The organism is [Actinomadura] parvosata subsp. kistnae, assembly GCF_900323885.1.
Taxonomy (GTDB): domain Bacteria; phylum Actinomycetota; class Actinomycetes; order Streptosporangiales; family Streptosporangiaceae; genus Nonomuraea; species Nonomuraea composti.
The window spans coordinates 767,256-787,740 of sequence record NZ_OOHJ01000018.1 but is presented as its reverse complement, the minus strand read 5'-3'; the positions used below and the strand labels follow the sequence as shown (position 1 = coordinate 787,740).

Here is a 20,485-nt window from a genome sequence, read left to right as displayed (position 1 = left end):
CTGATGCGCAACAACTATAGCTTCGTGCCTTCCGGAGCACAGGCTAGCCGCTGATCAAGCCTCGCCGGAGGGGCGCGGGCGCTAGCCACCGATCAGAGCGTCGCCGAGGGGCGCGGGCTAGCCGTTGATCAAGGCGTCGCCGAGGGGCGTGCGGGCGTAGAGCACGCTGCGGCCCGTGCGCGTGCCCGCGATCAGCCCCGTCCTGCGCAGCGCCGCGACGTGCCCGCCCGTGGTGCCCACGCTCTGCCCGAGCAGGGCGGCAAGCTGCGTGGTGGTCGCCGGCTCGGCCAGCTCGGCCAGGATCCGCGCCCGGCTGCGCCCGATCAGCGCCGCCAGGTGCCGGTCGGGGGCGTGCGCGGGCGCACCCGTCCCGCGCGCCGGATAGATCATCGCGTACGGCCACGCGTCCTCCAGGTACGCCCCGATGCGCTGCAGGAACGACGAAGGCAGGAACAGCAGCCCCCTGCCGTCCAGCCGGACCACCCGGCCGGGAGCGGACAGCTTCAGCTCGATCCGGCCGCCCCTCCAGCGCACCTGCGGGCTGAGGTCCTCCAGCGCCGTCCCCCAGCCGTACGCCGCCAGCCGCCCGGCCCGGTGCACCACGTCGCGCTGCAACGCCGCCCGTAACCGCGGCCAGTCATGGGAGAGGATCCGGCGCCACAACGCCTCGTACGCCCGCGCGAACCGCTCCACCACCGCAGGCCCCAGCAACAGCTCCTCGACCCACGGGGACACGGGCGGGCGCCTGGCCAGGACCCGCCGGATCTCCGCGTGCGCCTGCGCCGGCGGCGTGGCCCGCATGGCCGCCAGCTCCGCCTCGAACGGCACGTCCACGGCCGTCGGCGGGGGCGCGATGAAGGAGACGTTCGCGTCGCCCGCGTTGCCGCTGATCGCCGCGGCGGCGCGCAGGGCCGGATGCTCGTCCGCCAGTCGCTCGTACGCCGCCCGCCGCCGTGCCGCCCACTCCGCGTGCACGCCCGCCGGGAAGCGGCCCGCCAGCACCCAGTGCGCGTGCATCGTCTCGACGAGGGGCGAGATCGCGAACCTGCTCGCCATCAAGTCCTGCGGGACGACCTCGATCGCCACCACCATCTTTCGGTTATATCCGAAGAAGTCGCCTCGGCGGGGCGGTCCCGCGCACGATCAGGGCCGTGAGAGGCGCGACGTACGGCGAGGTGTTCGCCGTCAAGGAGTTCCGGGTCCTGTTCGCCGGGTTCGTGCTGCTGATCGGCGGCGACGTGATCAAGATGCTGGCGCTGTCCGTGCTCGTCTACGCGCGCACCGGCTCCGCCGGGCTCTCGGCCGCCGCGTACATGGCCGGGTGGCTGCCGTACATCGTGGGCGGGCTCTTCCTGCTGTCGCTGGCCGATCGGGTGCCGGCCAGGGCGCTGATGGTGGCCGGCGAGCTCGTCGTGGCCGGGACCTGCCTGCTGCTCGCCTACGCCGGGCTGCCAGTGTGGGGGATGCTGGCGCTCGTGCTGGCCACGGGGGTGCTGTCGCCGGTGTTCCTCGCGGCGCGGTCGGCCGTGCTGCCCGAGGTGCTGGGCGGGGACGCGTACGTGCTGGGGCGCTCGGTGCTCAGCGTCGCCTCGGCCGGGGCGCAGATCGTCGGGCTGGCCGCCGGGGGCGCGTTCCTCGCCGTGGCGGGGCCGTCGGGGGCGCTGGGGGTCACCGCCCTGTTGTCCCTGGTGGGGGCGGTGGTGCTGCGCTTCGGGCTGCCGTACAGGCCGGCGCGCGGGGTCGCCGACCGCGAGGGTGCCGGGCGGGGGGCGGTGCGGGAGACGTCGCGGGTGAACCGGCGGCTGCTCGCCGACCGGCGGGTGCGGGGGCTGCTGCTGGCCGGGTGGTTGCCGTGCGCGTGCCTGGCGGGGGCCGAGGCGATGGTGGTGCCGTACCTGGGCGGGCAGGGGCAGGCGGGGGTGGTGCTCGCGGCGGCGGCGGGCGGGATGGCGGCCGGGCAGTTCGCCGTGGGGCGGTTCGTGGCGCCGGCCGGGCGGGAGCGGCTGTCGCTGCCGCTGGCCGTGCTGCTCGGGGTGCCCTGGCTGGGGTACGCGGCCGCGCCCGGCCTCGGCTGGGCCGCCGTGCTCGCGGCGATCGGGGCGGCCGGGCTGGCCTACCAGCTCGGGTTGCAGCGGCGGTTCGTGGACGCGGTGCCGGAGGAGGTGCGGGGGCAGGCGTTCGGGCTGCAGTCGGCGGGGCTGATGACGGGGCAGGCGGTGGGGGCGGCGCTGGTCGGGGCGCTGGGCGAGATGGTCGCACCGGGGCAGGCCATCGCGCTGGCGGGCGCGGCCGGGATCGTCGTCGCGCTCGCCCTGACCCGCGTCCTCCGCCCGGACCGACAGCACGAAGCCCTCGCCTAACCTCCGGCTCCCCGCCCAGCTCGCGGCTCCCCGCGCAGCCCGCAGGCCCTCGCCCAGCCCGCGGGTCCTCGCTCAGTCCGGGGGAGGGAGTTCGCCGGAGCCTCGGGGGATGAGGCGGACCGGGAGCTCGATGTGCTCGGACGGGCCGCCGTCGCCGCGCAGGCGGCGGAAGAGCAGCTCGGCGGCGACGCGCCCCATCCACGACGGGTCCTGCGCGACCACGCTCACCCCGGGCGTGAGCAGGTCGGCGAGCTCGAAGTCGTCGAAGCCGACCAGCGCCACCCGCCGCCCCTCCAGGGCGCGCAGGGTGGTGACCGTGTGCCGGCCGTTGCCGGTGAACAACGCCGTCGGCGGGTCGTCCAGGGCGAACATGCGCGCCAGGTCCTCGCGGGCGGACGCGGACGCCGGTGGGCGCATCGACACCAGCCGCTCGTCGTACAGCCCGCCCAGCTCCTCGCGGTAGCCGCGCAGCCGCTGGGCGGCGGTGAAGATGGCGGGGTCGTCGCCGAGGAAGGCGATGCGGCGGTGGCCGTGCGTCAGGAGGTGGCGGACGGCCTGCCGGGCGCCGCCCACGTTGTCGGCGAGCACGGTGTCCACGTCGATGCCCGCGCCGGGCGGCCGGTCGGCGAACACGACCGGCGTGCCGTTCTCCAGCTCGGGCCGCAGGTAGGTGTGGTCGTCGCCGGCCGGCACCATGATCAGCCCGTCGACGCGGCGCGCGAAGAACGTCTCGACCAGCTCCCGCTCCCTGCCGGGCTCCTCCCCGGACGAGCCGCTGAGCAGCAGGCAGCCGTGGTCGATGACGACGTCCTCGACGGCCCGGCTGAGCCCGGCGTAGAACGGGTCGGCCACGTCCTCGATGACCAGCCCGATCGTGGCGGTCCTGCCCCTGCGCAGCACGCGGGCGCTCTCGTTGCGGCTGTAGCCCAGCCGGTCGATGGCCGTGCGCACCCGCTCGGCGGTGGCGGGGTGCACGCCGGGCTCGCCGTTCACGACGCGCGAGACGGTCTTGAGCGCGACGCCCGCCGCCGAGGCGACGTCCTTCATGGTCGGTCTCACGCCTGGATCATTTCTCATGCGGAGGGGGCAGACAACGTTGTCAAGAGCTTATGCAAGAGTGTTCCTCTATGTCGTTGAGATCCGCCTTGCTCGTGGCCGGGTTCGCCCTGGCCGCGCTCAACCTCCGCCCGGCGATCGCGGGCATCTCTCCCCTCCTCGACGAGATCATGAACGACGTCGGCCTCTCGCCCGCGGGCGGCGGCGCGATCACCACGGTCATGGTGGTCTGCCTGGGCGTGTTCGGGCCGGTCACGCCGCTGCTGGCGCGGCGCATCGGGCTCGACCGCACGCTGCTGGCGGGGCTGCTGGTCATCGCCGCGGGCGTCGCGCTGCGCGGCCTCGACGGCGCGCCCCTCCTGTACGCCGGCTCGGCGCTGGCCGCCACCGCCATCGCCGTCATGAACGTCTCCATGCCCGGCGTCGTCAAGCAGCACTTCCCGACCCGGGTCAACCTGCTGACCGGCGTCTACGTCTCCTGCGTGGTCGCCGGCGCCGCCGCCGCGTCCGCGCTGGTGGTGCCGATCGAGCACGTCACCGGCTACGACTGGCGCGCCGTCTCGGCCCTGCTGGCCGTGCCGGCCCTCCTGGGGGCGCTGCTGTGGCTGCCGCAGGCGCTGCGCAAGCAGGCGGGCGGCCAGAACGGGCCGCGGCCGTTCGGCATGGTGCTGCGCAGCCGCGTCACCTGGTACATCACCGCCCTCATGGGCCTGCAGTCGCTGACCTTCTACGTCATGCTGGCCTGGCTGCCGACGATCTTCCTGGAGGCCGGCCTGGCCGCCGACCAGGCCGGCTACCTGCTCAGCCTGACGAACGCGGTGCAGGTCGGCACGTCGCTGGCGGTCCCCGTCCTGGCCGGCCGGCGCGCCTCGCAGGTCCCGTACGTGGTCGGCGCCGGCGTGCTGACCGTGCTGGGGTACCTCGGCATCCTGCTGGCCCCGACGACATTGCCGTGGGTGTGGATGATCGTCCTCGGCATCGGGCAGGGGGCCTCGTTCGCGCTGGCGCTGCTGATCATCGCGCTCCGCCCGTCCGACCCGGCCCAGGTGACGGCGCTGTCGGCGGTGGCGCAGTCCGTCGGGTACGTGATCGCGGCGCTCGGCCCGCTGCTGTTCGGGTTCCTGCGGCAGGTCTCGGGCGGCTGGACGGTGCCGCTCATGGCCGGGCTGGGGGTGCTGGCGGCGCAGATCCTGGCCGGATGGTTCGCCGGGCGCCCTGCTACGTTGGGCAGAGCCGACCTCTAGCTCGTTCCCGGGAGTTTTCAGCGTGCTGACCGAGACGCTCCAGCGGATGGCCGAAGAGCGCGGCGGGGTCATCGGGGTGGAGCCCGGCCTCGTCATCGAGCCCGACGACAGCTGGACCCCGGTGCGCGAGCTGCTGCGGAAGCCGTACACGCTGCTGACGGAGCTGGTGGACGAGACGGCCGCGCGCTGGAACGCGCCGCGCCACGTCGGCGCGGCGCTGTTCTGGAAGACCTACGGCTACTGGCACACGCTGCCGATGGCGCTCGGGTGGGCGCTCGACGGGCGGGTGCCGGTGATGCGGCAGGCGGAGACGTACTTCAAGGTGTCGGGCGCGGGCGTGACGCTCGCCGCCACCCGCGTGAGCTGGGCCTCCGGCGCCGGCGCGATCGCCGCGGCGCTGGAGGAGTCGCAGCGGCCCCTGGTCGAGGTGCTCAGTGCCCTGGCCAAGGTGGGCGAGCGCACGCTGTGGGGCTCCACGGCGGAGGCGATCGCCCACCCGCTGACGTCGATCGTCCCGGGCGACTACATGAGGCTGCTCAAGGAGCTCGGGCCGCCGCTCGACGGGCTCGTCGAGCCCGCCGGCGACGGCTACTTCCGCAGGACGTGCTGCCTGTGGATCACGTTGCCCGGCGTGGAGCCCTGCGGGAGCTGCTGCGTCCTCAGGCCACGGACCCCACCGGAGCGGCGCTGATCGCGACCGCACCCGAGGGCTCCGGCCCGCTGTCCATGGGGCGCAGCTCGTCGGCGTAGCTCACCGACACGCGCCGCATCACGCCGGTGTCGTCGATCGAGTACTGGCCCAGCCGCCACAGCGGCGGCGAGTACGCGTGGATGGACACGCTGTGCTCCACCGCGCCCGTGAGCCGGTGGATGTGGTCGGGCCCGAACGAGAACGACTGCCCCTCCGGAACCACCGTCTCCAGGTGCTCGCCCCCGATGCGCGGGTTGCACTCCTTCAACGCGCCCTGCACCACGTGCACCGCCCCGGAGGAGATGTCGTGGTCGTGCCAGCCCGTGTCGTCCTCCGGGCGCCAGCACAGCAGCCAGACGTCCACGTACGCGTCGCGGTAGAGCGAGGCGTAGTGCCGGCCGCCGTCGGCGGGGAAGTCCACCTGGTCGCGCCACTCCTCGGGGTGGGCGGCCAGCTCGTTCACCAGGTCGCGCAGCTCGCGCCGGTCGAGGACGCGCTCGGGCAGCCGGGCACAGGTGCCCCCGTCCTGGATCTGCTCAGTGTTCACGTACGAGTCTCCTTTCCGCTGATGAGGCGACGGGGGTTGACGGTCTTGATGGCGTGGTCGGCGGCGGCGCCGAGGCCCGTCTCCGGCGCCCGGGCGTAGGGCGCGTCGGAGCCGTTGACCACGACGTCGATGCCGAGTTCGCGGACGATCGCGTCGATCGCGCGCGGGCCGTACGAGGAGGTCTCCACGAAGAAGCCGGGGTCGACGAGCCCGCGCCCGCCGCCGCGGGCGATCAGCCGCTCGGAGTGCAGCGGCGCCAGCCCCGCGAGCAGCGCGAAGCAGACGCGCAGGCGCGGGTGCCTGGGCCGGACGACGGCGTGGAAGTAGTGCCACGACGCGTGCATCTGCTGCACGTACGGCACCAGCGCCGGCCACCACGGCGGCGTGCCGCGCTCCTGGCGCGGGGCCGGCCCCGGGTGCACGAACAGCGGCAGATCGCGCTCGGTCAGCACGTCGAGCAGCTCGTCGCCGGGCACGGCGGTGGCCGGGATCTGCAGGCCGGCGAAGCCCCGGTCGAGGTCCTTGGCCAGGCGCTCGGGGTCGGGCTCGCTGTGGCAGGTGGCCGCCCACGCGCCGTACGGCTCGCCGAGCGCCAGGGCGCCGTCGTGGTAGGCGTCGATCAGCGGCCAGGACTCCTCGGGCGGCAGGAACTCGATGCCGAGCGGGCTCGACAGCGACACGAGGGCCAGCTCCAGGCCGGCGGTGCCGCGCCGTTCGTGATCGCTGGGGTCGTGGTCGGCGGGATCCACCTCGTACGGCGGCTCGCCGTCGAGGATCAGGGTCCAGCCGTCGAGGTACGGAGGAGTGTCGCGGGCGCGCAGGGCATCGAGGAACGTGCTGGTCCACAGATGCTGGTGCACATCGACGCTCACGGCCGCCCCGCTCCTTCCGTCATTTCCTACTCACAATACATGTAAACGCTCTGGGCTGTGACATCTACGTTGTGAACCGTTTCAGTGATACGGTTCAGTGAACCGCTTCACAAGAGTGTTGTCAATGGCCGCCCACCGAGGGCGCGGGCATGCTTCTGTCGGTGTCACGCAATAGGCTGGCGGAATGCCTCGCAAGAGAGCCACGATCCGTGAGGTGGCCCAGGCCACGGGCCTGTCACCAGCGGCTGTCTCCTACGCGCTCCGCGGCATGCAGGTCTCGGAGGAGACCATGGAGCGGGTGCGTGCCGCCGCCGCCGAGCTCGGCTACGAGGCCGATCCCATCGCCAGAGCCCTCGCCAGCGGGCGCACCGGCATGATCGGCCTGCTGTGCGGCTCGCTGGAGGACCTCTGGCAGCAGTCGCTGGCGGTCGGCATCAGCAGGGGGCTGCGGGAGAAAGACCGCTACGCCCTCATCCTCGACGCGTTCGGCGACCCCGCCAGAGAGCGGGCCCTGGCCCAGCAGCTGCGCGACCAGCGGGTCGACGGCCTCATCGTGCAGCCCATCGACCCGGCGGCCGCGTTCTGGGCCGAGCTGTGCGAGTCGCTGCCGGTCGTCGCGATCGGCGACTCGATCACCGGCACGGCCGGCGAGGTCGTCTTCGACAACCGCAGCGGGGTCACGCTCGCCCTCGAGCACCTGCGCGCGCTCGGCCACCGCCGCATCGCCGTGCTCACCTCCACCCAGGCCAGCACCCCCGACCGGCCCGCCGACGTGCACGTCACCGCCGAGGCCGACCGGCTGGGGCTCGACATCCAGGTCGCCACCGCGCCCCTCGGCCTGGCCGGCGCCACCGCCGCCGCCCACGAGCTGCTCAGCGGCGACAAGCCGAGCGCCGTGTTCTGCTTCGCCGACTCCATCGCCTACGGCGTCTACGCGGCGGCGCAGGAGCTGGGGCTGTCCATCCCGGGCGACGTGTCCGTGATGGGCTACGACGACCACCCCATGTCGGGGCTGCTGTCGCCCGGCCTCACCACCGTCGACTGGGACATCGCGGGCATCGTCCGCGCCGCCGTGCGGCTCATCTCGGCGGCGGCCGACGGCGGGGCGCGGCGGCGGCGCGTCATGCAGAAGCCCACGCTCAGGGAACGCGGATCGGTGGCGCGGGTGACCGAGCCGTCGTAACCCGCCCCCGACGGGGCGGGTCACCCGGCCGAGAGGCACGCCGCGCGAGTCCTCCAGGTCACCCGGCCGAGAGCACGCCGCGCGAGTCCTCCAGGTCCGCCGTGAGCGGGCGGTCAGGGGCCTGGGCCGGGGCGTGCAGGGCGCGGGCGGCGGCCGTGCGCTCGCAGGCCAGCACGATCTCCAGCGGCTCCACGCAGCGCAGGGTGTGCCGGGCTGCCTGGGTGGCGAACCCCGCGTGATCCTCCACGCCGCGCGAGATCACCGCCGTGCCCGTCGTCACCGGCGTCGCCAGGTGACGCAGGTCCGCCAGGGCGTCCTGGGCCACGTACTCCAGGATCAGCGCCCCCGACGCGCCCGGACGGTCGGCCAGGAACGGCAGGCGGCCCGTGTAGGCCGGATCCATGAGCGTGGCCAGGCGGGCCGTGCTGAGCTGCGCCGTCTGCACCAGCGCGGCCCGCACCGCGTCCAGGGCCAGCGCCACCGGGGCCGAGTGGAAGTTGCCGTTGTGCCAGGCGAGGGAGGCGGCGAACAGCGGGTTCTCGGTGGCGGCGTTCAGGTCGGTCTCGATCGTGGCCACCGCCCGGTCGAGCGCGTCGAAGGCCGCCCCGTGCACCTGGGCGAACGCGCGGAACCCGTACGGATCCTGGATCCGGGACGTGGGCTCGTGGGCCAGCAGGCCGCGCAGCCTGGCCGCCACCGCCGCCTGACCCGGCTGCGGGCGCGCCTCATGGACGACGGTCGCCAGCGGCTCCGGCGAGGCGTCCACGGCGGCGAACGACATCACCGCCACCTCCACCGCCGCGTCGAGCAGGCGGCGCAGACGGTGACAGGCGAGCGCCGCGTCGGCGAGCGTGGCGGCACCCGAGCTGATGAACGGCAGCGCGTCGTCCGAGGCGAGCGCGTGGAACGGCGGCCTCGCCCCAGGGGAGGGCCGGTCATGGTGCCACGGGATCTCGCCCAGGAGACACAGGGCCGTGGTCGCCAACGCGGTCAGATCACCCGTGCCGATGGCGCCGTACGTGTGCAGAGGAGGAGTGAAACCGTCGTTGATCGCGCCCGCCAGCGCCAGACACACCGCCGGATCCACCCCCGAACCGCCCGCGAGCAGCTGGTTCAGCCGGACCACCAGCATGCCCCTCGCCCGCTCGGCCGGCAGCGACGGGCCCGCCGCGATCGCGTGACTGCGCAGGAGATCGAGGCCCGCGCCCTCCAGCACGATGTCCCGGTTCGCGCCCACACCCGTGCTCCGGCCGTACACGGGGCCGGTCAGCTCCCGCGCGGTGGACCACGCGGCCCGGGCACGATCGAGCGAGGCGATCGACACCCGGGCCCCGGCGTACGCGACCTCGTGAACCTGCGCGCAGGTCAGGCCGGCACCGTCGAGCTCCATCAGGGAAGATCAGTCGTTGTCGGGGATGAACAGGCCCAGCAGCCAGCTCACCACACTCACGATGACGGCGCCCCAGAACGCCGCCGGATAGAAGTTGTCCACATGGAAGGGAATGTCGAACTGGCCGGCGATCCAGCTCGTCAGGTACAGCATGGCCGCGTTGATCACGAGCAGGAACAAGCCCAGGGTCAGCACGATCACCGCACAACCCAGCGCCTTCACGATGGGCTTGACGATCGCGTTGACCACCCCGAAGATCAACGCCACGAGCAGCAGGACACCCCAATACCTGGCCGAATTGGTGGGGGCGTCGACGTCGATGCCGTCGATGAACTGGATGGCCACCCACAGGGCCACCGCCGCGGCGACGGTTCTGATGATGAATCTCACGCTGGATGATCCTCCCACTTGCGGTCGGTGCTCGATAGAGGGCGCAGTCACTACGATGCCCGGCCGTCACCGAGCGTAGTCCCGGTTATCGTCGGCCGAACGGGGGAACAGGCGTGCAGGGGAGGGAGCGAAATGGACGCGAACGGGCTCGAGTCGCTGCCGGCCAACGAGTTGCACGAGCGGGCGGTGCGATACGCCGTACGACATGGGGATCTGGGGTTCCTGTGGGAGCTGCTGAAAGTGATCCCGGCCGCTGAGGCCGCCAGCGGTCACGCCAACGAGAGCGCCAACGATCTCAGCAAGGTGTCGGCGCTGCTCAGCGACGCCATCGCGGCGGGCGAGGGCAGGCTGGGCGAGGCATTGCGGCCGGTTTATATCGACTATCTCCGCAAACATCCCGACGCCTGAGGTTTCGCTGCGTCACCGCCGGAGTGCGGCCTCTCCGCCGCACTCCGGCACCGACCCTTCCCGTGCCCTCGCACGTCCCGCCCGCATCGCCACCCTCGCCACGTCCGGCACCGCTCCCCTTCGGACATCGCTCCCCTTCGGACATCGCTCCCCTTCGGACATCGCTCCCCTTCGGACACGACCCCAGGCGCACTCCTGCCCTCCGGACGGAACCGCTGTACTCGCATGGCGCCACTTCCCCGCCGCGCCCGCCCAGCCACCACCGCCGGAACACGCCCGCCGCCGCGCTCGGGCGCCTGGCCTTCTGCGCGGCCCGGCACGTGGGCAGCTCGGCGGCGTGGCTCGGCATGACGGTGGCCCGCCTGCGCCGCCTGGCATGTGAGCGGCACGCCTGCCGCGTCCCGGCGCCGGCTCGCCGCCGCTCTCGGTGGCGCGCCTTCTCCGGTGCCGCAGCCTCCGGGGCTGCTGTGCGCCCTCGCGGCCGGCTCGCCCCGAACGGTGAGCGGGCGCTGGGGCGAGGTGCGCGGTTCGGCCGGTCACGCGGGCGCGCGCCTGCGCGGCCTGGCATGGCGGTGGCTCGCCTGCGTGGCCTACCACGTGAGCGGCGCGCCCTTCTGGTGCCGCACCCTCCGGGGCCGCTGTGCGCCCTCGCGGCCGGCCCGCCCCGAACGGTGAGCGGGCGCTGCGGCGAGGCGCGCGGTTCGGCCGGTCACACGGGCGCTGCGCCGGACGCGCGGGAAGCGCCTGCGCGGCCCGGCGCGTCGGCAGCTCGGCGGCGTGGCCGGGCATGGCGGTGGCCGCCTGCGTGGCCTGGCACGTGAGCGGCTCGCCTGCGCGGCCTGGCACCGGCGCCGGCTCGCCGCCGCTCTTGGTCGCGCGCCTTCTCCGGTGCCGCGCCTCCGGGGCTGCTGTGCGCCCTCGCGGTCGGCGCGCCCCGGACGGTGAGCGGGGCGCGGTCAGCCGGCCAGGCGGGTGTGGGTGGTGCTTTGGTGGAGGAAGCCGGGCGTGGCGTGTTCCTGGCCGTCCTTCGTGACGAGCAGGGTCTCGTACGGGCCCAAGCGGGCGAGGTCGGTGGCGAAGCGGCGGCCGCGGGCGGGCCCCATGGCGTAGATGGCGGTGGCGTAGGCGTCGGCCACGCCCAGGTCGGGGCCGATGACCGTGACCGAGCCGAGGCCGTCGGCGATCTGGCCCGTGTGCGGGTCGACGACGGAGGAGCCGCCCGAGGTGGCGACGCCGAGGTCGTGGGCGAAGACGATCTTGCGGACGGTGCCGGCGCGCGGGTCGCGTACGTCGATGCGCCACGGCCGCCCCGGCGCGGAGGAGCCGCGGACGCGGATGTCGTTGCCGGCGGTGATGCGGTGGTCGCCGGCGCCGGCGTTGGACAGGGCGCGCGACAGGCGTTCCAGGGCCCAGCCCTTGATGTAGCCGGACGGGTCGATGACGCCGCCGATGCGGGGTTCGTACCAGCCGCCGGTGGCTTTGCGCAGCTCGTCGCAGCGGTGCAGGACCTCGATGAGCTCCGGCACCTGCTCGATCGTGCCGCCGCGGTTGAGGCGGGAGATCTGGCTGTGCTGCCTGGCCGGGTCGAAGGTGTCGTCCACCCACCTGAGCCAGGCGAACGCGTCGTCGAGCAGGGGGGTCAGTTCGCGTGCCGGCAGGGCCGTGCGGATGTCGACGCTGACCGGCTTGCCCATGACCATCTCGACACGGGTGCTGCCGGGGAACGTCGTCGCGGACTGGGCGATCTGAGAAGTCGTCACCTTGCCTCCTTGTCCTGTGACCCACGCTGTCAGGTGAGGCGTATGGTGAGCCTAAACCCTTTGCCCGGATTTGAAATGAATCTGTGACTTGGGGATGGCGAGGCGTGACAACGCGCCCGCCACGTACCGCTTGAAGTGCCGCGGCCCGGCCACGACGACCTCGCGCTCGGCGATGTCGGGGATCTCGCGGCTCAGCCCGGAGGCGCTGACGCGCTCCTTGACCCGCGGGTCGTGCTCGTCGCCGACCACGAGGATGAGGCCGTAGTGCCGCTCCAGCTCGCGCAGCTCGTCGGTGACGCGGTCGGCGCGGTAGACGGCCACGATGTCGGACGCACTGCCGGACGCACTGCCGGACGCGCCCTCGGACGCGGTGCCGGACGCGCGGGCCAGGCGCTCGCGCAGCGAGACCGGGTCGAGCCCGGTGGCGATCAGCAGGGAAGGACGCGTCTGCTGGGGCACCCGGTGGCTGTGCACGACCATCACGGCCGCCATGGCGTAGAGCAGGAGCGAGCCCACCCGGCTGAGGCTGGTGACGTGGGCGGTGGAGCTGAACTGGTGCGCCACCAGCAGCGCGCCGGCGAGGTAGCCGCCGAGCCGCAGCCGCTGCCTGGCCTCTTCTGTGCGCAGGTAGTCGGCGGCCTTGACGCTGAGGAAGCCGAGTGCCACGAGCAGCGCCGCCCCCGCGAGCGCCGCCGGGGACCAGGGGTAACCGAAACCAGGCCCGATCGCGCCGAACTCGGCCACCGCGACGCCGCTCCAGAAGAGGATCGGGCCCTGACGAACATTCACCTCGCTAGCCATGACCCCACGATCCTGAACGAACATTAAAGCTTCCTGAGTAGGGTCTGAAACATGGCTAACGTACGTGTCGAGCGCACTGAAGAGGGCGGATTCCGGGCCACCAACGCCCGTGGCGCCGAGGTTCTCATCGGGGGCGGTGACGAGGACGGGGTGTTCACCCCGGTCGAGTTGCTGCTGGCGGCGGTGGGTGGTTGCAACATCGTGACCGTCGAGCCGCTGACCGCCAAGCGCGGGCACCGGCTGGTGCGGCTGGCGATGACCGTGGAGGCGGAGAAGGTCGAGCAGAACAAGCTCGGTCCCGTGACGATCACGTACGACGTGGAGCTGCCCTCGGAGGCGGCCGACGAGGTCTTCAGGGCGGTGGCGGGGCGCGTGCACGAGAAGTACTGCACGGTGAGCCGGTCGCTGCAGGAGGGCACGGAGGTGCGGCTGGAGCTTCCGGAGGCGGACGTCACGCCTGCGAAGGCGGTCGGCACGCCTGCGAAGGCGGTCGGCACGCCTGCGAAGGCGGTCGGCACGCCCGCGAAGGCGGTCGGCACGCCTGCGAAGGCGGTCGGCACGCCCGCGAAGGCGGTCGGCACGCCCGCGGAGACGGACGAGACGCTTCCATAGGCGGGCAAGACACTTCCGTAGGCGGATAAGACAGATATTCGACCCCGTTATGACGCGAGCGTTGCATTCGTCTCGGTAGCGTTGTACCAGGTCAGGAGCTCAGCAACTGGCCGAAGGACCTTCACCGATGCGGACGCGGAGGGGGACCGCGGTTCGCAAGTGCGGGACCGCCGGCGTTTTTGGGGGAAAGCGCCGGCCTGGACCGCCGCCGATCGGGCCGGGCAGCTTTGGGGGAACTGCCCGGCCCGATCCATGCGTATCCTCCGGTGACGTGAAGAAAGTTCTTATCGACTGCGATCCCGGCATCGATGACGCGCTCGCCCTCGCCCTGGCGGCCGGCTGCGCCGACTCCCTCGACATCGTCGGCGTCACCACGGTCGGCGGCAATGTCGACCTGGAGTTCACGACGGCCAACGCGCTGGCCCTGCGCGAGTTCCTGCAGATGGGCGACGTGCCCGTGACGCCGGGCAGCGCGGGCGCGCTGCTGCGCCGCACCGTACGGGCCACCGCCGTGCACGGCGACACCGGGCTCGGCGACGTGGTGCTGCCGGCGCCGCGGCTCGGCCCGTCGGAGGGGCACGCGGTCGACTTCATCGTGGAGACGCTGAAGGCCGCCCCCGGCGAGATCACGCTGGTGGCGGTGGGGCCGCTGTCGAACATCGCCCTCGCCGTACGCCGCGAGCCGCGTATCGTGCAGTGGGCCCGCGACCTGGTCATCATGGGCGGCTCCTACACGCGCGGCAACCACAATCCGGCGGCCGAGTTCAACATGCTGGCCGACCCGGAGGCGGCGGCGATCGTGTTCGAGGCCGGGTGGACGGTCACGATGCTCGGCCTCGACGTGACGCTGCGGGCCACGCTCACCTCGGACGTGCTGGAGCGGATGCGGCCGCTCGGGCGGCTGGCCGACTTGCTGGTGCCGGCCGCGCAGTTCTACGGGGTGGTGACGGCCGAGGGCGGCCCGGCCATCCATGACGCGTGCGCGGTCGCGTACGTGCTCGACCCCGGCCTGTTCACCTGCGTCCCGGCGGTGGTGAACGTGGAGACCATGGGGGAATTCACGAGGGGCATGACCGTGACGGACTTCCGGCTGCGCGACAGGCGGGCGAACGCGCTGGTGGCGACGGCGGTGGACGTGCCCGCGTTCTGGGACCTGGTGATCGGCGCCTACGAGAAGCTGGCCACCCGCCTGGGCTGACCCGGTGCGGCCACTGCCGGGAAGCCAGGCATCCGGCCCGGCGCGGCCACTGCCGGGAAGCCGGCCACCCGGCCCGGCGCGACCACTGTCCGGCGGCTGATAGAGTTTCTCTTGTTGCGCCGCTAGCTCAGTTGGTCAGAGCAGCTGACTCTTAATCAGCGGGTCCGGGGTTCGAGTCCCTGGCGGCGCACCACACAAAACCCCAGTTCTGGGCATCCGGGCTGGGGTTCTTTGTTTGCTGCCCCAACGTAGGGGGCGCGCGACGGCCGACCGTACCAGAACAGTACGAGCATCCCGGCCGCCTGGCCACGGCCCCGAGGTGGACGGACTCGACGCCGATCTCGCGTGTGCACTATCAAGGAGTCCGATCGCTGGATCCAGTGCAGCCACTCGTCGTTTCTGAACCGGGTGCTACGGCTGACGGCTCACGTGGAGACCGGTCCCATCCGGCATGCGCGGCTCCGGGTGGCCGCCGCTCTCCGCCTCGGCCTCGCAGTGACGCCCAGGAATCGTGGTATCTATGCGGAAATTATCCACCGTGCTCGTCGTGGGAGTCGGTCTCATCGGCACCTCGATCGCGCTCGCCCTGCGCGGCCACGGCGTGACGGTCGCGCTGTCCGACGTGGATGAGGATGCCGTCCGGCTCGCGCGGGAGCTCGGCGCCGGGCAGCCGTGGCGGGGCGAGCCCGCCGACCTGGGGGTGCTGGCGGTGCCTCCGGACCTGATCGCCGAGGTCCTCGCCGACCTGCAGAAGCGGGGCGCGGCCCGCGCGTACACCGACGTGGCCAGCGTCAAGGCGGAGCCGACGGCTGCGGCGGCCCGGCTCGGGTGTGATCTGACCACATTTGTCCCGGGTCATCCGTTGGCCGGGCGGGAGCGCTCCGGCCCGGCCGCCGCCCGGGCCGACCTCTTCCTGGGCCGTCCCTGGGCGCTCTGCCCGGGGCCGGAGACCTCCGCCGAGCCCGTACGGCTGGCGCGCGAGCTGATCGCACTGTGCGGCGGTAAGGAGATCGACGTCGGAGCGCGGGAGCACGACGAGGCGGTGGCCCTGGTGTCGCACGCCCCGCACGTCGTGTCCGCCGCCGTGGCCGCGGCGCTTGAGGGTGCGGGCGGGCAGGAGCCCGATCACCCCCGCGAGCGGTCCGTCGCCATGGAGCTGGCCGGCCAAGGGCTGCGCGACGTGACCCGGATCGCGGGCGGCGACGTGCGGCTGTGGCGGGCCATCCTCGCCGGGAACGCGCTCCCGGTCGCCGAGGCGGTCGACGCGATCGCCCAGGACCTCACCCTTGCGGCGGTCGCCCTGCGCATCGGTGACCTGGACGCGATAACCGACCTGTTGCAGCGGGGGATCTCCGGGCGGGGGAGGATCCCCGGCAAGCACGGCGGACCCGCCCGCGACTACGCCGTGCTCCAGGTGGTGTTGCAGGACCGTCCGGGCGAGCTTGGCCGGCTGTTCAACGCCTCCGGGCTCGCCGACGTGAACATCGAGGACGTCCGCCTCGAACACTCGCCCGGCCTGCCGGTCGCGGTGGCCGAGATCTCCGTGCGGCCGCAGGACTCCGAGCGCCTGACCGACGCGCTGCGGTTCCACGGCTGGCACGTGTCGGCGTTGTGGCCGGGTCGCTGTGACCTCGTTGTGACTGACGCCGGAGCAGGATAGAGCGATATGCGCGTGCTCGTTGTGGAAGATCAGGCCGAGCTGGCGGATTCGGTGGCGCGGGTGCTGCGCCGGGAGGGCATGGCGGTCGACGTCAGCTACGACGGTGACGACGCGCACGAGCGCCTCTTCGTGGTGGATTACGACGTGGTGGTCCTGGACCGGGACATCCCGGGCATGCACGGCGACGACCTGTGCCGGGAGCTCGCCGCGGGAGCCCGGCGGACGCGGGTGCTGATGCTCACCGCCTCCGGCACGATCGCCGACCGGGTCGCCGGCCTGAGCCTGGGCGCCGACGACTACCTGCCCAAGCCCTTCGCCTTCGCCGAGCTCGTGGCGCGGATCCGCGCGCTGGGCAGACGGGCCGCGCCGCCCACGCCGCCCATCCTGGTCCACGGCGATCTGCGGCTCGACCCGGCCGGGCGGGTGGCGACGAGAGCCGGCATGCGGCTGCCGCTGACCCCGAAGGAACTGGCCGTGCTGGAGTATCTGCTCGCCGCCGGCGGTCGCGTCGTACCGGCCGAGGAGCTGCTGGAACGGGTGTGGGACGAGGAGGCCGACCCGTTCACCACCACCGTCAAGGCGACGATCAACCGGCTTCGGTCGAAGCTGGGGCCGCCCCCGCTGATCGAGACCGTTCCCCGCGTGGGTTACCGGATCTGATCGTCGCCGACCGGCCGGTGCGTCACACCACGGTCACAACACGCCTGACGCCCCTGTCACCGGCCCTCCCGTAGACAGGTGCCGAGAAGCCCACAAGACAGGAGAAAGGCACCATGCGGACGGCAATCGTGGCACTGGCGGCGCTCGGCCTGATCATCGCAGGCTGCTCGGCCGGAGCGGACCCACAGGAAACCGGCGGGAAGGGGACCGGCGCCGCCGACGGACAGGCGAAGGCGGTGAAGTTCGCCGAGTGCATGCGCAGCAACGGCCTCAAGGACTTCCCCGACCCGGTCGACGGTCAGTTCAACACCAACTTCAGGCGCGGCACCGTCCTGGACCCGAACTCGCCGCAGTGGAAGGCGGCCCTGGACAAGTGCAAGGACCTGCAGCCCGCCGGGTTCCTGGGCGGCGGCGGTCAGATGTCGCCCGAGCAGCAGCAGAAGATGATCAAGTACGCCGAGTGCATGCGGAAGAACGGCGTCCCGGATTTCCCCGACCCCGAGGGCGGCGCCCTGCTGAGCGGGAACGTCGATCAGAACTCACCGGAGTACAGAGCCGCGGCGGAAGCCTGCCGCCAGCTCAACCCCGGCGGGCTGATTGGCGGTCAGTGATGCGGAGATCCCGTGTCGCAGGTCTCGCGGTGGCCGCCGCGGCCGTCGTCACCGCGGGGGTGATCCTCCTGCCCCTTCCCGATGGCACCACGTCGAGCGCGCGGGCCCTCCCACCGGAGACGGCGACGGTGACGAAGGGGCAGCTTGACTCCCAGATCACCGACGACGGGACGCTCGGGTACCGCAGGCGGCCCGACGGCTCGCCGTACTCGGCGGTCAACCAGGCTCGCGGGATCTACACCCAGCTGCCGCAGGAAGGTGACAAGGTCGGCTGCGGGGAGACGTTCTACCGTGTCGACGATCGCCCGGTGCTGTTGCTGTGCGGGGACACGCCGGCCTACCGCGACCTGTCGGCCGGCGCGAAGGGCAAGGACGTCCGGCAGCTCAACCAGAACCTGAAGGTGAGCGGCGACCGGTTCACCTCGAAGACGGCGCGGGCGCTGCGGAAGCTGCAGAAGCAGCGCGGGATGAAGGTGACCGGCGAGCTGCCCCTGGGGGATGCGATCTTCATGCCCGTCTCCATCCGGGTGATCGGGGTGGCCGGCCGGCTCGGCACCATCGCCCGCGCCGGCGCCGAGGTCGTGCAGGCCTCGCTGGCGGAGCGCCAGGTGAGCGTCGATCTCAACGCCGCCCAGCAGAGCCTGGTCGAGGTGGGGGATCGTGTGCAGATCACGCTGCCGGACAACACGACGACTTCGGGCAAGGTCATCTGGGTCGGCGCCGTCGCCAGGCGGGGGGAGGGGGCGGGGTCCGGCACCACCGACACCACGATCCCGGTCCTCATCGGCCTGGACCGGCCGCAGGACGTGCGGAAGCTGGACAACGCCCCGGTCCGGGTGGAGATCACGGTCGGCGAGGTGAAGGACGCGCTGATCGTGCCGGTGACCTCGGTGATCGGCAGGGCCGCCGGCGGGTTCGCGGTGGAGCGGGTGCGTGCCGACGGGCGGCGGGAGATCGTCCCGGTGGAGCTCGGCCTGTTCGACAACGTCAGCGGGCGTGTCCAGGTCAAGGGCGCACTCGCCGCGGGCGACAGAGTGGTGGTGCCGTCGATATGAGGCGTTCCGCGGATCCCGCCGCGCGAAACTCCTCCTCGGCCGCGCACCGGGACGAGGTCCTGGCGCTCGAGGAGGTCACCAAGGTCTACGGCGAGCAGCCGCCGGTGCCCGCACTGCGGGGGGTGAGTTTCACCGTGCGCCGCGGCGAGCTGACCGCGATCGTCGGCCCGTCCGGCTCGGGCAAGTCCACGCTGCTGCATGTGATGGGGACGCTGGAGCGGCCCAGCGGCGGCACCGTGCGGATCGACGGCGTCGATGTGGCCGGGCTGTCCGACACGGAGCTGTCCCTGCTGCGGGCGCATCGCATCGGCTTCGTCTTCCAGCAGTTCTTCCTCGCCGAGTACGCCACCGTGGCGGAGAACGTCGCCGACGGGTTGTTGTACACCGGAGCCGGCCTGGCCGAGCGCCGTGCGCGGGCCGAGGAGGCGCTCAAGCGGGTCGGCCTGGCGCACCGGGCCGGGTTCCGGCCGCCCAAGCTCTCCGGCGGCGAGCGGCAGCGGGTGGCCATCGCCCGCGCCTTGATCGGCCGGCCGGCGATCGTCCTCGCCGACGAGCCGACCGGCAACCTCGACAGCGTCACCGGCACGTCGATCGTGGAGCTCCTGCACGAGCTGCATGCGGAAGGGGCGACGATCATCGTGGTCACGCACGACATGGAGCTCGCCGCCGCCCTGCCGCGCCAGATCCGGATGCTCGACGGCCAGGTGATCTACGACTCGGCGGGGGTCACATGAGTACGGCAACGCATGAACGCCCCGGCGTCGGCCGCAGGGCCCGGCTGTCCTTCCGGGACAGCGCGAGGGTCGCCAACGTGGGGCTGCGCACGCGGCCGCTGCGTGCCGCCCTGTCGGCGCTGGGAATCGCCATCGGCACGGCCGCGATCGTCGCGGTTCTGGGCCTGTCCTCGTCCTCACAGGCGGGCCTCCTCGCGGAGATCGACAGGCTCGGGACCAACCTGCTCAAGGTCGAGGCCGGGCGGAGCTTCGGCGGCCAGACCGCGGACCTTCCGATCGAGGCGCCCGCGCGGGTGTCGCACGTGCCCCACGTCCAGCACGTCGGGCACGCGGGGTTGATCAAGGACGCGAAGGTGTACCGGAGCCCCATGGTCCCCCCGGCCAGTACGGGGGCCCTGCAGATCCGGGCGGCCAGTCTCAACCTGCCCTCGGTCCTGACCATCGGAGTGGATCGGGGGAGCTGGCTGAACGCGGGCACCGCCACGGGCCCCGTCGCGGTGCTGGGATCGGTGGCGGCGCAGCGGCTGGGGATCGACCGCGTCCATCCCGGCCTGCGGATCTGGGCCGGTGGCCAGTGGTTCCACATCGCGGGCATCCTGAAGCCGGCCACGCTCGCCCCGGAGATCGACGTGAGCGTGCTGATCGGCTACGAGGCGGCCCGCAAGTACCTGGGGCACGTGAGCGTCTTCCGGGGTGAGCCGGCGGACGGCCCGCCCACCACGCTCTATGTGCGCGCGGATACCGATCACGTCGAGGAGGTCCAGGCCGTGCTGGCACGGACCGCCAATCCCCAGGCCGCCAACGAGGTGAACGTCAGCCAGCCGTCCGACGCGCTGACCGCCCGGGCCGCGGCCGAAGGGGCGTTCAACAGCCTCTTCCTCGGCCTCGGAGCCGTGGCACTGGTGGTGGGCGCCGTCGGCGTCGCCAACATCATGATCATCTCGGTGCTCGAACGCCGCTCGGAGATCGGTCTGCGCCGCGCACTCGGCGCCACGAAGGGGCAGATCCGCATGCAGTTCCTCGGCGAGGCGATTCTGCTCGCGGCGCTCGGCGGCGTCGCGGGCGTGGCCGCCGGGGTTCTGGCCACGGTGGTCTACGCGGCCGGCCGTGGCTGGGCCGTCGTCATCCCCGTGCAGGCGTGGACGGGAGGCATCGCCGCCGCGCTGCTGATCGGCGCGGTCTCCGGGCTGCTGCCGGCCCTCCGCGCGGCCCGGATGTCGCCGACCGCCGCCCTCCGCACGGTGTGACCGGCG

At 72.8% G+C, this 20,485-nt stretch carries 21 protein-coding genes and 1 tRNA gene; 14 read left to right on the top strand and 8 right to left on the bottom strand.

All coding sequences use genetic code 11. The features are described from left to right. Positions 1–117 precede the first annotated feature (117 nt). On the bottom strand, positions 118–1,092 hold the full coding sequence (locus tag KIS93_RS23670) for an ArsR/SmtB family transcription factor (RefSeq protein WP_230465829.1): 975 nt from the start codon (positions 1,090–1,092) through the stop codon (positions 118–120). 59 nt (positions 1,093–1,151) lie between these two features. On the opposite strand from KIS93_RS23670, the gene KIS93_RS23665 reads away from it, so the two are divergent. Continuing rightward, a complete protein-coding gene (locus tag KIS93_RS23665) occupies positions 1,152–2,360 on the top strand; it encodes an MFS transporter (RefSeq protein ID WP_230465830.1) in 1,209 nt (402 codons plus the stop codon). Positions 2,361–2,432: 72 nt separating this feature from the next. Here the strand turns inward: KIS93_RS23665 and KIS93_RS23660 are convergent, their stop codons facing one another. After that, positions 2,433–3,419, bottom strand: coding sequence for a LacI family DNA-binding transcriptional regulator (locus KIS93_RS23660; protein ID WP_418113707.1), 987 nt, complete (start codon positions 3,417–3,419; stop codon positions 2,433–2,435). Positions 3,420–3,487: 68 nt separating this feature from the next. On the opposite strand from KIS93_RS23660, the gene KIS93_RS23655 reads away from it, so the two are divergent. Then, positions 3,488–4,660 carry a CynX/NimT family MFS transporter gene (locus tag KIS93_RS23655; protein ID WP_080045596.1) on the top strand — a complete coding sequence of 391 codons (1,173 nt, stop codon included), beginning with the start codon at positions 3,488–3,490 and terminating at the stop codon, positions 4,658–4,660. Positions 4,661–4,682: 22 nt separating this feature from the next. Further along, complete coding sequence (locus KIS93_RS23650) at positions 4,683–5,351, top strand: hypothetical protein (RefSeq protein ID WP_080045597.1); 669 nt, start codon at positions 4,683–4,685, stop codon at positions 5,349–5,351. On the opposite strand, the gene KIS93_RS23645 is transcribed toward KIS93_RS23650, so the two are convergent. Both KIS93_RS23645 and KIS93_RS23640 read right to left on the bottom strand, forming a co-directional pair. Continuing rightward, positions 5,320–5,898, bottom strand: a complete 579-nt coding sequence (locus KIS93_RS23645; protein ID WP_080045598.1) for a cysteine dioxygenase — start codon at positions 5,896–5,898, stop codon at positions 5,320–5,322. The two genes, KIS93_RS23650 and KIS93_RS23645, sit on opposite strands and share 32 nt — an antisense overlap. Further along, positions 5,895–6,770: an amidohydrolase family protein gene (locus KIS93_RS23640; protein ID WP_080045599.1), complete on the bottom strand. Its 876-nt coding sequence runs from the start codon at positions 6,768–6,770 to the stop codon at positions 5,895–5,897. The genes KIS93_RS23645 and KIS93_RS23640 overlap by 4 nt, the downstream gene beginning before the upstream one ends. A 184-nt stretch (positions 6,771–6,954) precedes the next feature. Here KIS93_RS23640 and KIS93_RS23635 point away from each other — a divergent pair, with 184 nt between their 5' ends. Further along, entirely contained in the window at positions 6,955–7,953 is a 999-nt protein-coding gene (locus KIS93_RS23635; protein ID WP_080045600.1) for a LacI family DNA-binding transcriptional regulator, read from the top strand. Positions 7,954–8,011: 58 nt separating this feature from the next. Here the strand turns inward: KIS93_RS23635 and KIS93_RS23630 are convergent, their stop codons facing one another. Next, on the bottom strand, positions 8,012–9,343 hold the full coding sequence (locus KIS93_RS23630; protein ID WP_080045601.1) for an aromatic amino acid lyase: 1,332 nt from the start codon (positions 9,341–9,343) through the stop codon (positions 8,012–8,014). 9 nt (positions 9,344–9,352) lie between these two features. Then, positions 9,353–9,733, bottom strand: coding sequence for a phage holin family protein (locus KIS93_RS23625; protein WP_080045602.1), 381 nt, complete (start codon positions 9,731–9,733; stop codon positions 9,353–9,355). 132 nt (positions 9,734–9,865) lie between these two features. Here KIS93_RS23625 and KIS93_RS23620 point away from each other — a divergent pair, with 132 nt between their 5' ends. Then, a complete protein-coding gene (locus KIS93_RS23620; RefSeq protein WP_080045603.1) occupies positions 9,866–10,141 on the top strand; it encodes a hypothetical protein in 276 nt (91 codons plus the stop codon). A gap of 956 nt (positions 10,142–11,097) precedes the next feature. Here the strand turns inward: KIS93_RS23620 and KIS93_RS23615 are convergent. Together KIS93_RS23615 and KIS93_RS23610 are read right to left on the bottom strand one after the other, a co-directional pair. Then, positions 11,098–11,901: an FAD:protein FMN transferase gene (locus KIS93_RS23615; RefSeq protein WP_080045604.1), complete on the bottom strand. Its 804-nt coding sequence runs from the start codon at positions 11,899–11,901 to the stop codon at positions 11,098–11,100. 51 nt (positions 11,902–11,952) lie between these two features. Next, entirely contained in the window at positions 11,953–12,702 is a 750-nt protein-coding gene (locus KIS93_RS23610; RefSeq protein WP_155129196.1) for a ferredoxin reductase domain-containing protein, read from the bottom strand. Positions 12,703–12,753: 51 nt separating this feature from the next. On the opposite strand from KIS93_RS23610, the gene KIS93_RS23605 reads away from it, so the two are divergent. From KIS93_RS23605 to KIS93_RS23565, 9 genes are all read left to right on the top strand, one after another. Next, positions 12,754–13,314 (top strand): OsmC family protein, encoded by a 561-nt coding sequence (locus KIS93_RS23605; RefSeq protein ID WP_222107612.1) that lies wholly within the window; start codon positions 12,754–12,756, stop codon positions 13,312–13,314. Between the two features lie 271 nt (positions 13,315–13,585). Continuing rightward, positions 13,586–14,512: a nucleoside hydrolase gene (locus KIS93_RS23600; RefSeq protein WP_222107611.1), complete on the top strand. Its 927-nt coding sequence runs from the start codon at positions 13,586–13,588 to the stop codon at positions 14,510–14,512. A 116-nt stretch (positions 14,513–14,628) separates the two neighbouring features. After that, positions 14,629–14,705: transfer RNA gene (locus KIS93_RS23595), tRNA-Lys, on the top strand. Between the two features lie 327 nt (positions 14,706–15,032). Beyond that, positions 15,033–16,172, top strand: a complete 1,140-nt coding sequence (locus tag KIS93_RS23590) for a prephenate dehydrogenase (protein ID WP_080045607.1) — start codon at positions 15,033–15,035, stop codon at positions 16,170–16,172. A gap of 6 nt (positions 16,173–16,178) precedes the next feature. Next, positions 16,179–16,832 carry a response regulator transcription factor gene (locus KIS93_RS23585; RefSeq protein WP_080045608.1) on the top strand — a complete coding sequence of 218 codons (654 nt, stop codon included), beginning with the start codon at positions 16,179–16,181 and terminating at the stop codon, positions 16,830–16,832. Between the two features lie 128 nt (positions 16,833–16,960). Next, complete coding sequence (locus tag KIS93_RS23580; protein ID WP_155129199.1) at positions 16,961–17,443, top strand: hypothetical protein; 483 nt, start codon at positions 16,961–16,963, stop codon at positions 17,441–17,443. Continuing rightward, the gene (locus tag KIS93_RS23575) at positions 17,443–18,498 is read left to right on the top strand and encodes an RND family efflux transporter (RefSeq protein ID WP_155129202.1); all 1,056 of its coding nucleotides are present in this window, start codon (positions 17,443–17,445) and stop codon (positions 18,496–18,498) included. Before KIS93_RS23580 ends, KIS93_RS23575 begins: the two co-directional genes overlap by 1 nt. Beyond that, positions 18,495–19,232, top strand: coding sequence for an ABC transporter ATP-binding protein (locus KIS93_RS23570; protein WP_080045611.1), 738 nt, complete (start codon positions 18,495–18,497; stop codon positions 19,230–19,232). The genes KIS93_RS23575 and KIS93_RS23570 overlap by 4 nt, the downstream gene beginning before the upstream one ends. Beyond that, complete coding sequence (locus tag KIS93_RS23565) at positions 19,229–20,479, top strand: ABC transporter permease (RefSeq protein WP_080045612.1); 1,251 nt, start codon at positions 19,229–19,231, stop codon at positions 20,477–20,479. The genes KIS93_RS23570 and KIS93_RS23565 overlap by 4 nt, the downstream gene beginning before the upstream one ends. Positions 20,480–20,485 lie beyond the last annotated feature (6 nt).